This is a genomic window from Brevundimonas diminuta (assembly GCF_022654015.1).
Lineage (GTDB): Bacteria > Pseudomonadota > Alphaproteobacteria > Caulobacterales > Caulobacteraceae > Brevundimonas > Brevundimonas diminuta_C.
This window is the reverse complement of record NZ_CP073063.1, coordinates 2,450,093-2,462,917: the sequence shown is the minus strand read 5'-3', so window position 1 is coordinate 2,462,917 and position 12,825 is coordinate 2,450,093. Positions and strand designations below refer to the sequence as shown.

Genomic DNA, 12,825 nt, shown 5'->3' with positions numbered 1-12,825 from the left:
GCGCGCCAGCCGGGCTTGACCCCCGGCAGCAGTGGAGCAAGACACCCAGATGGCTAAATACGCGCCGCTCGCAGCCTTTCTCCGACGTCAGAAGAGCGCCGAGGTGGACCTGTCCTTTCGGGACATCGAGCGGATCGTCGGCGGCATTTTGCCCAAGGCGGCGTCGCTGGAGGTTTGGTGGCGCGTGGATACGGCGAGGGCGCCGATGCCCCAGCATCTCGCCTTCGCCGAGGCGGGTTTCGTCGCTGAACCGCGGACGCGGGCCGAGACCGTCCGTTTCATCCGGATTGCGGCAGGCGGCGCCCCAGGGAGCGAGGCGCGGCTCAGCGCGGCGAAGACCGGGAGTTGACGCCTGTCCGCTCCGGGCAGACCTCCGATCAGTCGGAGCGCCTGCCGGAGCGGTTCAGATCGGCCGGTCAGTTATGGTCGGCGTGACCTTGGGGAGCCGGAGCATCCGAGGGCGCCGGCGCGGGCGGCGCGGGTTCGGCGGGCGGCGAAGCGTCAGACTTCATCTTGTCGCAGCAGCTCATGGCGGCGTCAGCGGCCATGTCCTTGCAACAGTCGCAGCCTTCGGCGGCCAGGGCCGCTCCAGCGCTCAGGGCCAGGATCGCGCCGGCGGCGGCCAGCAGGTTGGAAACTCGCATCGTCGTTCTCCTAGTGAACCATGAAGCTGACAGACCCGGACATCTTGTGCCCGTCCGCGCCTTCCGCCGTCCAGGCGGCCCTGTAAGTGCCCGCCACGAGGCGGGGCAGGGCCACGCTGACGGTCGCGGCGGCCGGCGCGGCAGGGGCGTTGACGACGACCGGGGCACGTCCTTCGGCGGTGAGGGTCACGGTCTTCAAAATCATCGCGTGCGGGAAGGTGACGCTGAAGCGTTCGGGCGAACCGGATGTCATGGCGCCATCGGCAGGGACGGTGACGATGCCCGATTGCGGCGCGGCGGCTTGAGCCGGCATGGCATGGCCAGCGTGCGGGTCTTGGGCGGCGGCCGCTCCGGCGAAGGCCAGGGCTGCGGTGAGGACGAGGGTGCGGATCATCAATGATCTCCTTCGGTTAGAACCAGGCGTTGAGACCGACGACGAAGCGTGTGTCGTCTATCTCGCCGCCTCGGGCTTTGATGTAGTCGGCGGTATCGCCGAGCGCGCGGCTCCATTCGACGCCGACGTAGGGGGCGAGCTCCTTGCGAAACTCATAGCGGAGACGCAGGCCCGCTTCGACCGAGGACAAACCGGAACCGAGCTCCAGTTCCGGAATGTCGCTGGCGGAGGCGTCGATTTCAAGGCGCGGCTGGAGGATCCAGCGCCGGGTGATGCGCTGGTCGTATTCGGCCTCGACACGAGCGGTCAGGTTCCCCTCGGTCGACAGGAAGGAGGCGGCGTCGATCTCCCACCAGTAGGGCGCCAGACCCTGAAGGCCGAGAACCAGATGCGTCGTATCATCGCCCTCGAGGCGGAAGTCCTGGCGCACGCCGGGCTGGAGGTCTCAAAAGGGCGTCACAGCCGGCTGTAGCGCCTCGGATGATGATGACGAGGACCACCGCCCAGGGGCATCAACCTAGACCGGCGCGTTGAAGGTCAAGGTCGCGTTGTTGGTGACAAACCGCTCTCCGGGTTGCGACGGCGCGTCAATAGTTACCGCGACCAGCATGATGGGGCCGCTCACGCCATCCTGAAGCTTCAACCGGCCGTCGGCGTCGGTGACGACCGTGCGACGTTCGCGAGGGCCGAAACGGATAGTGACGGGGTGCGCCGCTAACGGCTCACCGTTTCTGATCAGCTGAAAGCCGGCGGGCATCGATTGACCCGGTTCGAACAGCGGCAGAAACTCCACCTCCAAACCCGTTGGGCCCTGCGGGATCGGGGTGCAGGTCTGGAAACACACGAGAGATTTCGCTAGGCGGCGCGATCGGATCTGGAGCGTCGCGCCAGCGGGAAGCAAACGATGGACTGTCGCGATGTCCTCCGCCGAGAACGGGTGCTCGTCAAGGTAGGTCTCGACCTGGTCAGGGCGCCAGTTGGACTCGCCCCAAACCGTCTGAAGAGTGACCGCGGCCATGCCCTCGTCGGCGCTGGAGACGGTTAAACGGAGGGATTGCCGATGGGCGTCCACGGCGACTTGGGCGGGCCTGCCGTTCACCATCGCTCGTGCTTCTCCGACCCGCGCCAGCGGCGAACCGACATTGAGAGCGGGAAAATCTGACGACGAGGTCGCGTGAACGATAAGCGGTTGTCCGGCCGGTCCGACAAAGCGCTCGGGGATGAGAAAGAAGTCGTGGGCGACCGCGCCGCCGGCGACGAGGCTGAGGCTCGTGGCCAAGGTCAGCATCAGACGAGTGTTCATGAGATGGGGCCTTCTTTTGCGTGATTTCAGCAGGACGCGCCGAGTATCGGTGGGATCAGAAGCGAGCCGTCAGTCCGACGTAGTATCGGCGTCCGACCAGATCGTAGGTGGACGGGTCGGTATTGGCGGCGATCGCGGGCGCATAGACGGGCGGCTGTTCGTCCGTCAGATTGTTGACGCCCGCGCGAAGTGAGACGGTCGAGTTGATCTCAAATCCAGCGTTCAGATCGAAATAGTGGATGGCGTCGATGACTTGGCTTCGATTGTTGAAGTTCTCGACCTCGCCTTGGTAACGCCAGCGCAGACCGAGGGTCCACGGATCCTGAGTCCAGTTCAGGGTCGAGAGCGCCTTCCATTCCGGGAGGGTTAGACCGAAGCTGTTGGAAACGGTGCCTTTGCGATCGGTGTAGGGGCCGCCCGGGATGTCCTGCCGCTCCCATTCCAGCAGCCGGGTGCCAGTGACGTTGAGGGCTAGGGCGCCCCAGTCTGGTGCGCCTATGTCGGTCAGATCGAGCCGCCAGTCGATCTGGAAGTCGATCCCCTTGGTCTTCAGCGTGCCCAGGTTGGCATTTGTCTCGAACGTGCTGGTGATCTGGCCGGAGTTCGGATCCCGGCTGAACAGGCGGCAGAACACGTTGTTCGGATCGTAGGTCGGGTTGGAGACGCCGTCCTGATTGTAGCAGCGGCGCAGCTGTTCGGTCGTCGAGACCGTGCCGACCACCTGCTCGATGGTGATGTCATAGTAGTCGATGGATCCGGATACGCCGCTAAGCCACGCGCTAGACAACGGCGACTGTAAGATCGCGCCGACCGTGAAGGAGTCCGCGGTCTCCTCCTGCAGGTCGGGATTCCCGCCGGTTACGCCCGACACTTGCGAGTTGGAGAAGGTGTAGGAGTCGATCACCTGCGCCGGGACATTCTGCGCCAGACAGAGGCTCCGCACCTGGCCGGCGTTCGCGGCGCCGGGCGCGCGATAGGCGCCGCGGATGTCGCAGGGGTCGCCGGAGAACTGCCGCACCCCGGTCGAGGACACGGGTACGCCGATCGACGGGAAGCTCAGGTTCTGGGCGGCGAAAAGCTCCCCGATCGAGGGCGCGCGCACCGCGCGTTGCACACCGCCGCGCAGCCGCAGCCCGTCGATCGCCTCCCAGCTGAGGTCCGCCTTGTAAGACGCGACCTGTCCGATGGTGTCATAGTCTGACACACGGTAGCCGAGGTTGGTCTCAAGCTGGCGAATGAACGGCAGGTCGGCGAGCAGCGGGATCAGTACCTCGGCATAGAGTTCCGACACCGTATCCGATCCCGACAGCGGCGTGCCGGAGTTGCCGGCCAGTTCAGGTCCGGTGACGCCGTTAAGGGTAAAGGTGCTGATCAGCAGGTTGTCGGGCGAAAAGTCGTAGTTCTGCTCTCGGTAGGCCGCGCCGACAGCCGCGCGCACCTCGCCGGTGGGCAGGGTGAACAGCCCACCCTGCAGATTGGCTTCCACTACACGCTGATCGTTCGTAGTTTTATTGCGCGGCACCCGGCTGACATAGGCGATACAGCTGGCGCTCAACGGATTGGCGCCGAAGGGGTTGAAACCGCCGGTGCAGAGCGACGCGCCGCCGTCTGACGCCTCCAGGAGCCGCTGAATGGCGGAGCGAGAGAGATAGCCAGTGTAATTGGTGTCGTTGTCTACCCGGCCATAGGTCAAGTAGGCGTCGTAGGTCCAGTCGCGCAGACCGACCAGATCGCCGCGTAAGCCCGTGGTGATCTGGTAGACGCTGTAATTTTCGTTCTGGCGGCGCGGACCGAGCTCGTTGAATCGTTTGTCGAGGCGGAAACTCCCGGCCGGATTGGGTCGCGAGTTGAGGACACCGCGCAGTTCAGTAGGAATGAACGGATTGGTAGATGGGATACGGAAGCCCGTAGTGGGGCCGGTACCCGGGTTGGACGCGAGCTGGTTGCCGGCCTGATACTGAGAAAACAAGACGTCCGTGTAAAACTCGACCGCTTCGGTGAGCTCGTAGCTCGCGGCCGCATACACATTGTACCGGGTCTGGGGAATAATCAGATAGTTGCGATCAACGGTGCTGTAGGTGAAGTCCGTCTGCTGCAACGGACCCGGCTTGCGGAACCCCTCATAGTCTATACCGCCGGGACTCACGTAATCGCGCGCGCCCTGATAGGTGAACAAGGTTCCGTTGTTGTTGAAGCCGAACGTATCGCCCCGTGCAGCGCCGGAAACGGCGGCGTTGACGGCGGCGGCTGTCGGCAAGTTTGAGGCGTCGAACACCGTCGACCCGAGCGGCGAGGTGCCGGCGAACCCGCCGATGAGCGAGAAAGAGCGACTGGCGTTGAGCACGGACGCCCGGTTGGAATAGCTGGCCGAAAGAACAGCGCGACCCCGTCCCTCGGCGAAGTCCCCGCCGAGCGTTAGGCTGACCGCCTCCGCCTCCGCGTCGCCCTGGTCGGAGGCCCCGTACTGAGCGTCTAGCTTGAAGCCTTCAAAGCGGCGGTCGAGCAGGAAGTTGAGCACGCCGCCCACCGCGTCCGATCCGTAGGTCGAGGAGGCTCCGCCCGTGATCGTCTCGACGCTAGCGATCAGGGGGGTGGGCAACAGGTTGAGATCGACGACCGACGAGGCGTTGGATGGGACTATCCGGCGCCCGTCGAGAAGAACGAGGGTTCGCGTCGATCCAAGACCACGGAGTTGCACATTGGCTTGGCCCGCCAGATTTGGGCTGTTAGAGGCCGCGTTGCCCAAGGCCGTGAACTGCGGCAATTCGTTGATCAAGCTCTCGATGTTGACCGATCCCGTCGCCTGGAAATCCTCTTGGGTCACGGTCACGATCGGGCTGTTGGCGATGTAGTCCTGTCGGGCGATGCGAGACCCGGTGACGACAACAGCTTCCAGCTCTGCGGCCGGTTCGGATGACGATGTCTCGGAGGAGGGACGGTTTTGCGCCGCGACAGGCAGGGCCGTCGCTGTCGCCACGATCGTGATTCCGGTCAGGACAGAGGAGGCGACGAGCCGGCTCCTGAAAAACTTATTGGCCAATGGTTTCCCCCTAGCGACATTGCGGCCAAATCGCGGCCCCTCTTTGTTGACTACGCGGCGTCTCCTCCCTTCCCTCATATGTCGCGAATTTTTCAGTCGACCGGGATGGTCGGAGCTCTCGGACGCGTCGAACAACGCTTTCCAAGCCGGTGGGGATTGCTCGAAGAGGTGCAGAAGACCGGATATCGGCGCTCGACGACGGTCGAGGACGTTAGTGCAGTACCTCGCCACCGACAGGATCGACCTGTCTAAGCTGGCCTGCCGCGTCCTGGACGAAGACTTCGACGGTCTCGCCCTTTTCGATCAACGTGGTAGCGCGGACCAGGGCTGACTCGATGGCGTCGACGCTGAAATCGAAGTGGCCGGCGTCTCGGCCATCGCGGAGGACGCGCCAATCGCCTTCGCCTCGAATGACTGTGAACTGGATGGTGTCCGAAAGCGCCGTCAAGAAACTGCTCCAACTGCGAGCCTGGGTGACGATGGTTTCAGCTTACCCGACGTTTCGGGAACGGTTCAAACCAAACACCCCTCAAGGTTGACCCTCGCCGCTGGCGTCGCCGAAATGGGGGTACGGAAGGCATGATCCGTTGGCGGGTGATTTGCGACGGCGGCGCAAAACCGAGTGCGACTAAGCTTCTGCGGCATCGAACGGATCATCGGCGGTCTTCGGCCGAAGGCGTCTAGTGACCTAGGCTGGCGGTCGCACGGCGCAGACGACGCCGATGGCGCGCCGCAGAAGTAGGCTCGGGTTCGGCAGGGTTCGCAGCTGAAGTCGATCTGAAAGCGGAGACGGTGCGCTTCGTCGGAAGAGAGCCCAAACCAATGTGTGCAGACCGGCAGGTCGGATAGCGCAGGCGCCGTGGCGCACCAGCCTCTACCCCGCGTGGTTCTCAGGCGCCCTGTTCCTTCGATTCTTGAGGATCGGGTTCACAGTCTGCGGCGGGCCTGTGGTGCCTGTCGTTATGGCGCGTTGCGAACTGATGGGTAAGGCTCGCGGGATATCCAGTGACCGGTTGAACCGACTGCTAGCGTTTACGCAGGCGCTGGTGGGCCCCGAAGCGCATGAACTTTCGACTATGCGCCGACGAGCAGTAATCGGCGAATTCTCGCGTGATGCTCGAGTTCCGCGTCTAGGCGATCGGCGAGGCGGCGCTTAGCGACCTGCGGTCTGCGACGCGGCGGCGCCTCTACAAGGCGTTGTCGTCCAGACCGGCGCCCTGCCGGTGACAGCGGTTGAGCGGACCCGCTGTGCCGAAGCGCGACTGGACCGTGACTCACTTTGTCCGGCCTTCCCTTGGTAGATGTGTCTCTGCTTGCCGGCCGCCACCAACTGATCCGGTTTAAATCCCTGAAGCCGAGTTTGTGGATGAACCCGCCGTCGAGTGTTTTTGTCGGGGGCCGGCCGGCTTCAGTTTCATTTCGTGAGGGGCGGGGGCGCGTGCCGCGTAAGAGACAGTAGGGGCGTCCCTTCCTAGGAGTTTGAGTTGACCCGTTTCAAAATCGCATCGCTCGCCGCGACCGTCGCGGCGCTTTCCCTGGTCGCCGGTCAGGCGGATGCACACGCGCGTCTCGTGAGCGCCACGCCGGCCGCCGGCGCTGCGGTCGCGGCGCCGCGCACCATCAGCCTCACCTTCAGCGAGCGCGTGGCGCCGGCCTTCTCCGGTTTCGATCTCGTCAATGCGGCGGGCGCGACCATCCGTGTCCAGACACGGGTGTCCGAGGACGGCAAGACGATCTCGGGCGCTCCGGCGAGGCCGTTGGCGGCCGGGGCCTACGTGGTCAACTGGCGGGTGGCGTCTCCGGACGGGCACCGGATGACGGGGTCCACCAACTTCTCGGTCCGCTGATCAGATGGAGACAACGGTCGTCCTGCTGAGGCTGGGGCAGTACATCGGCGCCGTCCTGCTGTTTGGCGTCCCCCTGTTCTTCGCGTTCAGGATGCCCATGTCGGACGCGGCCGCCGAAAGGTGGCCGCGAACGACGCTGCTGGTCGCCGCCGTGGCGACCGTCCTGGCTGCTCTCGCCAACCTCGTGGTCCAAACCGCCGTGATGGCGGGATCGCTGACCGAGGCGCTGAAGCCGGAGTCGCTGTCCTACGTGGCATTCGGCACGGGCCTGGGCGTCGGCTTCCTGGTTCGCGCGGCGATGGCCCTTTTGGCCGCCGTTCTGCTGATCAGTCTGAAACCGGGACGCGGCGGCTGGATCGTGCTGACCGTCGTCGGCGCTGTGGTCAGCGCCAGCCTGGCCTGGACCGGTCACGGCGCGGCGACGGAAGGCGCGGGCCGCTGGCCGCATCTGATCGCCGATGTCGTTCACGCGCTCGCCGCCGGACTCTGGCTCGGCAGTCTGGTCGCGTTGTTCCTGATGCTGCGGACCCGCCACGGGCACGCGGCGGGCGCGCCGGTGACTCACGCCGCCCTGGAGGGGTTCGCCGGTCTGGGAACGCTCGCCGTCGTCCTGCTGACGATCACGGGTCTGGTGAACAGCGCCTATCTGATCGGGTTCAGCCGGCTCGGGAGCCTGTTGACGACGCCCTACGGCGTTCTTCTGATCCTGAAACTCGTCCTGTTCGCCGGCATGCTGGCCCTAGCGGCCTCGAACCGCTTTGTCCTGACCCCGCATCTCGGATCGGCGCTCGAAGACGATCACGCCCGTCCGCTCGCCTTGCGCCGCCTGCGGCGCAGCCTGGCGCTGGAGACCGTGCTGGCGGCCCTGCTGCTTCTGATCGTGGCGATCATGGGTACCCAGGCGCCCCCCGCCGCCATGATGTGAACCTCGCCGAGCTTTTGTGAAGGATCGGCCTACAGCGCGGGAACGGGAGACTTGGCCGCGGGGGAGGTCGATCGCGACCCCGACTGCGGACGATTGAACCAGGCCTGGGTCGGTCGGTCGAAGGCGTAGCGGAAGACGGCGGCGCCGCCGAAAGCCGCGGCCAGGCCGACCGCCCAGGCGGTCCATTGCACTGACGGACTCCAACTCCGCCAATCGACGGCGTCGAGCACGCCGAACCACACGATCCGGATCACTTCGTTGGTCAGGAAGATCGCGAACGCCATCAAAGCGAGGTGCTCGACCAGCCTGGACGGGCTCCGAATCGGCAAGGCCCCGGTGGCGAAGATGATGACGGTCAGGAGGCCGAGGGTCGCCAGATTATGGGGTCCCAGAGCCTGCAGACCCGCCACAGCGACCACGGCGGAACCGCCCAGACCGGCGGCCAGACGGGGCGGGCAATAGACCTGCCGGGCGAACAGAGCCACGGCGACGCCGAGGGCGAACAGCGGAAAGGCCCGCAGGAAGCCGAGGCGCAACGGCATCTCGTAGATCGGCAACCCGAAGGCGGCGTGGGCGGACAGGTTGGCGGCGAGCAGCCCGCCCACCCCAAGAGCGAGGATCAGCCATGGGGACAGGCCGCGCGCCGCGCGAGCGAGGAAGGGCAGGCTGACGTAACAGCCCAGGAGCGCCGAGAGCGTCCAGGTCGACGCGTTCCATCCCTCTCCGCCCGGCACCCCATAGGCCTGCACCAGAAAGAACTGGGCGGGAAACCGGGACCAGTCGAACCATTCCGGGTGGCTGGGTGTTTGGCCCAGGATCGCCGCCGTCAGCACCAGCCCCGCCAGGGCGAGGCTGACGGTCATGTGGGCCGGAACCACCCTGAGAAATCGCTGACGGTAGAAGACGGAAAGCGGAATTCGCCGGTTCGCGAGCCGCTCGCCGTAGACGCGGGCGAGAACGTAGCCGGAGTCGATGATGAAGAAGTCGGTCAGCAGATAGCCGCGGTCGAAGACCGGATGGAAGAGCGGCAAGGGGATCGGAGCGGCCTCGCGGAAGTGATAGAGGACGATCATCGCCCCCACGACGAAACGCAGAAGGTCGAGCCAGCCGCCGCGCGCGATCGGCGGCGGGCGTCGGCGCTCCGGGGGTGCTGGATCTTCCGTCATCCAGCCATCATCCCCCCACAGGCGCCAAGGAAGGCTTGCCCGACACGGTGAACGAGGCCTTGCCGCCGGTGGTCGCGCGTAGGGGTTCGCGCGGGGCGGTGTGAGTGCATCAGGCCTTGAGTGGCGACCAGCGGAGGGCAAGACCCGGGAATCCGGCAAACCCTTCCGCTCCCTCGCCCGCTTGTCCTCAGCGGGTCGGTTTCGATCGAGGCGAGCGGCGTCGGGGCTTTCCGAGGAAGGCCCAGGCGCCGACCACCCCCAGGGCCGCCATGGCGACGCCGCTGAGCGCCGTCACCGCGCTATAGAGCCAGCCGCCGACCGAACTGGCGTGCAGGGGGTAGAAGGCGTTGTAGGCCCGGACGCCGGTCGGCAGGGCGTTGGCGTCGGAGGTCGCGACCGCCCGGCTGGTGGCCGGATCGATGGTCACGGTGGTGCGGCCGTTGGGATGCCACTCGCCGGGCTGCTTCAGACGGATCGTGGCGGGCTTGCCCGGTGCGGCGGGGCGGACAACCATGCGCGGGATCGCTTCGGGGAAGCGGGCCTGGGCCTCTGTCAGGGCGTGGGCCCAGTCGACGTCCCCGGTCCCGACCACCGGCGCCGGCGGCGTCGGGACAGCCCCCAGCAGGGCCTGGGTCGTGCCGTGAAAGACGATCGCCGCACCGGTGAGGCTGAAGACGACCAGCGGGATGGCGAAGATCAGGCCGAGATTGCGATGGCTGCCGATCAGTTCGCGCCGGGCCCCCGAGCGGGGCCAGACCCGCCAGCCGGTGGCGCGCCAGGCGGGAATCCAGACGATCAGGCCGGTCAGGATCATCACCGCCAGGGTCAGGCCGGCGCCGCCGGCAACCAGCTTGCCGGTGTGACCGGCCAGCAGCTCGTGGTGAAGGTCGAAGATCCATGTCTCGGCTCGCGCCGGGCCCCACCAGCGGTCCACCACCTTGCCGTCGGGGTCGGCGTAGCCGAAACCGTCCTCGGCCAGGTAGAGCCGGTGAACGCCGACCGCCCCGCCCGGCAGGACCACCGAGGTGAGGCGGGGCTCGGCTGCCTCGAGCCGGTCCAGCGCCGCACCCAGACGGGCGGCATCGAGATCGATCTCGGCGCGCGCGGCGGGGACGGTGGCGCGGATCCAGTCGTCCTCGAACACCAGCAACGATCCCGTCAGGCCCAACACCACGGCCAGGATCGAGAGGGCGGTCCCGGCCCAGGCGTGGAGCGTGCGGATCGCGCCCATCACCGGCTCAGAAGCTCCGCGTCAGGGTCACGGTGGCCGTGCGCCCGCGACCGGCGAAAAAGCGCAGATTGTCGGTCGGCCCCTGTGTGTCCGAGAAATAGGAAATGTACTGCTCGTCCAGCAGGTTCTGCACCCCCAGCGACACCGTGCCGAAGCCCGCCTCATAGCGGGCCACGGCGTCGAGCACCGTATAGCCCTCGAAGCCGTTGGCCCCGGGCTCGCCGTCGAAGTCGCGTGCGAGATAGGTCTGGGCCTGAAGGCGCAGGGCGATCGGGCCTGTCTCGTACTCGCCCCACAGCAGCAGGCGGTCGGGCGAGATGTTGGCTCCGTTCAGGTCGCGGTCCAGGTCGCCGTCGCCGTCGCTGTCGCTCTGGCCGTCGAGCGCGGCGTAGCTGCCCCCCAGGGCGAGGGCGTCCGTGGCGCGCCATAGACCCTTCAGCTCCAGTCCATCGATCCGTGTGGCCTGGCGCTGCACCTCGAAGATGCCCGACGGCAGGCGGTTCAGCAGCGAGCCGCGTTCGGCCTCGGACCGGAACACGGCGGCGGACAGTTCGACGCGCGCGCCGCGGTATTCGACCCCGACCTCGGTGTTGTCCGACACGACCGGTTCGACGTTGAGGAAGGTGTCGACGTCCTGGTTCGGACGGTTGATGCCGCGCAGCACCCGACCGACGTCCGGCATGGTGAAGCCTTGGGCGAAGGAGCCGTAGACGAGGAGAGCCGGCGTCACCTCGAAGGCGGCGCCGACGTTGAACAGCGTCTCCTCGAAGCCCGGCTCGCCGCCCGCCACCGTCTGAGGGCCGTAGGCGTACAGGGTCTGGAAGTCGTCGACTTTCAGCTTCGCCGACTCATGCCGCACGCCCGCCGACAGGCTGAGGCGGCCGGCCAAGACCGACTGGTTTAGCTGCAGGAAGGGCGACAGGCTCTCGTAGGCGGTCTCCGGCACCCAGTTGCGCCCGGTCAGGACCAGTTCCTGATAGGTCCGGTCACGCAGGCCGTCGAGACCGACCAGCGCCTTGAGGCCCGTCAGGCCAGGAACCTGGCCCTGCCAGTCGATCTTGAAGCCCAGCTTTTCCGAATTGTTGGCCGACTGGTCGAACAGGGTCCCAACCGGAGCGATGCGGGGGTCCTGGAAGTCCGGGAAACTGCCGCCGCCGAATACGCCCTGGTAATCGTGGGCGAAGACCTGGGCCCGCTGGACGCCGCCGAACAGGTCGCGGTCGGTGTAGCTCAGAGCCGCCGATGTCACGGCGTTGGACGGCTGCCGGCCCGGCGGCGCGCCGCGCACAGCCGTGGTCGAGACGCCCGTCGCGCGGTCGCCCGCCACGGTCACATAGTCGCCGTCGCCTTCCAGATCGAACCGGTTGACCCAGCCCTCCAGCCGGCGATCGCCGCCCAGATCCCAGCCGCCGCGCGCGAACAGCGAGAGGGCCGCGAATCCTGGACCTCGCCCTGGGCGCCGTCGAAGCCGACGCGGCTGCCGTCAGCGTCATAGTAGGCGCCGCGGGTCTCGAAGGCCGCGCCCACGGTCAGGTCAAAGGCGCCGAAGTCACGGCCGCCGATGGCGGCGATCTTGGCGCCGACGCCGTCGCCCTGCAGCTCGTCGTCGGTGGTGACCTGGGCCATCATCCGCCCGGTCAGGCCCTCCGCCTCGGACGGCTTGCGGGCGGTGACGTAGTTGACCACCCGCCGGTGGCCCCGATGCCCTGGATGGCGTTGGAGCCGAAGATGACCTCGACCCGGTCGATGAAGAAGGGATCGATGGTGTAGCCGTCGCGGCTGTCGTCGCGCAGCGGCGTCGACTGCGGCACGCCGTCGACGAGATAGAGCGGCGAGCGTCCGCGCAGGGTCTCGCCGAAGCCCGACAGCTTCTGCCGCGTCGGCGAGAAGGAGGGCACCAGGGCCGCCACCGTATCGACGGCCGAGGCGGCCAGCGCCGTCTGCTGGACGATGGCCTCGGCGTCGATGAGCTCGACCGTGGCGGCGATCGCGGAGCGCGGGGTCTCGATCCGGGAGGCGGTGACCACCACCTCGTCCAAAAGCGTCGCGTCCGGGGTGGGCCCCTCCTGGGCCGCCGCGGGAAGCGCGGCCAGCAGCAGCGGCAGGAGGGCGACGGTGGCGAGGAGACGAGGGGACATGGAGCTCTTCAGGGGAACGACAGGGAGGGCGTCTGACCACAGGCCTTGTTGCGAGTCAATCGCACTCGCATCTAGCCAGCCTGGTGTTGGCTTCTTCGTGGCTATCGCAGGGGCCGAGCAGCGCTTGACCTGCGGGG

At 66.8% G+C, this 12,825-nt stretch carries 15 protein-coding genes; 4 read left to right on the top strand and 11 right to left on the bottom strand.

Features of this window, described 5'->3' with window-relative positions; all coding sequences use genetic code 11:
* The first annotated feature begins 49 nt into the window (after positions 1-49).
* Complete coding sequence (locus KAK88_RS12275) at positions 50-349, top strand: DUF7662 domain-containing protein (protein ID WP_242076821.1); 300 nt, start codon at positions 50-52, stop codon at positions 347-349.
* Between the two features lie 67 nt (positions 350-416).
* On the opposite strand, the gene KAK88_RS12270 is transcribed toward KAK88_RS12275, so the two are convergent.
* The 6 genes from KAK88_RS12270 to KAK88_RS12245 form a co-directional block, all read right to left on the bottom strand.
* Entirely contained in the window at positions 417-644 is a 228-nt protein-coding gene (locus tag KAK88_RS12270) for an ammonium transporter family protein (protein WP_112862319.1), read from the bottom strand.
* 10 nt (positions 645-654) lie between these two features.
* A complete protein-coding gene (locus KAK88_RS12265) occupies positions 655-1,038 on the bottom strand; it encodes a copper resistance CopC family protein (protein WP_066551011.1) in 384 nt (127 codons plus the stop codon).
* Positions 1,039-1,054: 16 nt separating this feature from the next.
* The gene (locus KAK88_RS12260) at positions 1,055-1,468 is read right to left on the bottom strand and encodes a copper resistance protein B (RefSeq protein WP_242076820.1); all 414 of its coding nucleotides are present in this window, start codon (positions 1,466-1,468) and stop codon (positions 1,055-1,057) included.
* An 87-nt stretch (positions 1,469-1,555) separates the two neighbouring features.
* Positions 1,556-2,341 (bottom strand): DUF4198 domain-containing protein, encoded by a 786-nt coding sequence (locus KAK88_RS12255; RefSeq protein ID WP_082854036.1) that lies wholly within the window; start codon positions 2,339-2,341, stop codon positions 1,556-1,558.
* A gap of 55 nt (positions 2,342-2,396) precedes the next feature.
* On the bottom strand, positions 2,397-5,381 hold the full coding sequence (locus tag KAK88_RS12250; RefSeq protein WP_242076819.1) for a TonB-dependent receptor domain-containing protein: 2,985 nt from the start codon (positions 5,379-5,381) through the stop codon (positions 2,397-2,399).
* Positions 5,382-5,592: 211 nt separating this feature from the next.
* The gene (locus KAK88_RS12245) at positions 5,593-5,829 is read right to left on the bottom strand and encodes a hypothetical protein (protein WP_066551015.1); all 237 of its coding nucleotides are present in this window, start codon (positions 5,827-5,829) and stop codon (positions 5,593-5,595) included.
* 376 nt (positions 5,830-6,205) lie between these two features.
* Here KAK88_RS12245 and KAK88_RS16165 point away from each other — a divergent pair, with 376 nt between their 5' ends.
* The 3 genes from KAK88_RS16165 (at position 6,206) to copD (ending at position 8,153) form a co-directional block, all read left to right on the top strand.
* Positions 6,206-6,538 (top strand): chromate transporter, encoded by a 333-nt coding sequence (locus KAK88_RS16165; RefSeq protein WP_082854037.1) that lies wholly within the window; start codon positions 6,206-6,208, stop codon positions 6,536-6,538.
* A gap of 327 nt (positions 6,539-6,865) precedes the next feature.
* The gene (gene copC / locus KAK88_RS12240) at positions 6,866-7,228 is read left to right on the top strand and encodes a copper homeostasis periplasmic binding protein CopC (RefSeq protein ID WP_066551017.1); all 363 of its coding nucleotides are present in this window, start codon (positions 6,866-6,868) and stop codon (positions 7,226-7,228) included.
* A gap of 4 nt (positions 7,229-7,232) precedes the next feature.
* Positions 7,233-8,153 carry a copper homeostasis membrane protein CopD gene (gene copD, locus KAK88_RS12235; protein ID WP_066551019.1) on the top strand — a complete coding sequence of 307 codons (921 nt, stop codon included), beginning with the start codon at positions 7,233-7,235 and terminating at the stop codon, positions 8,151-8,153.
* A gap of 29 nt (positions 8,154-8,182) precedes the next feature.
* On the opposite strand, the gene KAK88_RS12230 is transcribed toward copD, so the two are convergent.
* The 5 genes from KAK88_RS12230 to KAK88_RS12210 form a co-directional block, all read right to left on the bottom strand.
* Complete coding sequence (locus tag KAK88_RS12230; protein ID WP_242076818.1) at positions 8,183-9,319, bottom strand: acyltransferase family protein; 1,137 nt, start codon at positions 9,317-9,319, stop codon at positions 8,183-8,185.
* A gap of 187 nt (positions 9,320-9,506) precedes the next feature.
* Positions 9,507-10,550 (bottom strand): PepSY-associated TM helix domain-containing protein, encoded by a 1,044-nt coding sequence (locus KAK88_RS12225; RefSeq protein WP_112862317.1) that lies wholly within the window; start codon positions 10,548-10,550, stop codon positions 9,507-9,509.
* A gap of 7 nt (positions 10,551-10,557) precedes the next feature.
* Positions 10,558-11,883: a TonB-dependent receptor domain-containing protein gene (locus KAK88_RS12220; RefSeq protein WP_242076817.1), complete on the bottom strand. Its 1,326-nt coding sequence runs from the start codon at positions 11,881-11,883 to the stop codon at positions 10,558-10,560.
* Complete coding sequence (locus tag KAK88_RS12215) at positions 11,880-12,236, bottom strand: hypothetical protein (protein WP_242076816.1); 357 nt, start codon at positions 12,234-12,236, stop codon at positions 11,880-11,882. Before KAK88_RS12215 ends, KAK88_RS12220 begins: the two co-directional genes overlap by 4 nt.
* Positions 12,188-12,688 carry a TonB-dependent receptor plug domain-containing protein gene (locus tag KAK88_RS12210; protein WP_242076815.1) on the bottom strand — a complete coding sequence of 167 codons (501 nt, stop codon included), beginning with the start codon at positions 12,686-12,688 and terminating at the stop codon, positions 12,188-12,190. The genes KAK88_RS12215 and KAK88_RS12210 overlap by 49 nt, the downstream gene beginning before the upstream one ends.
* Between the last annotated feature and the right edge of the window lie 137 nt (positions 12,689-12,825).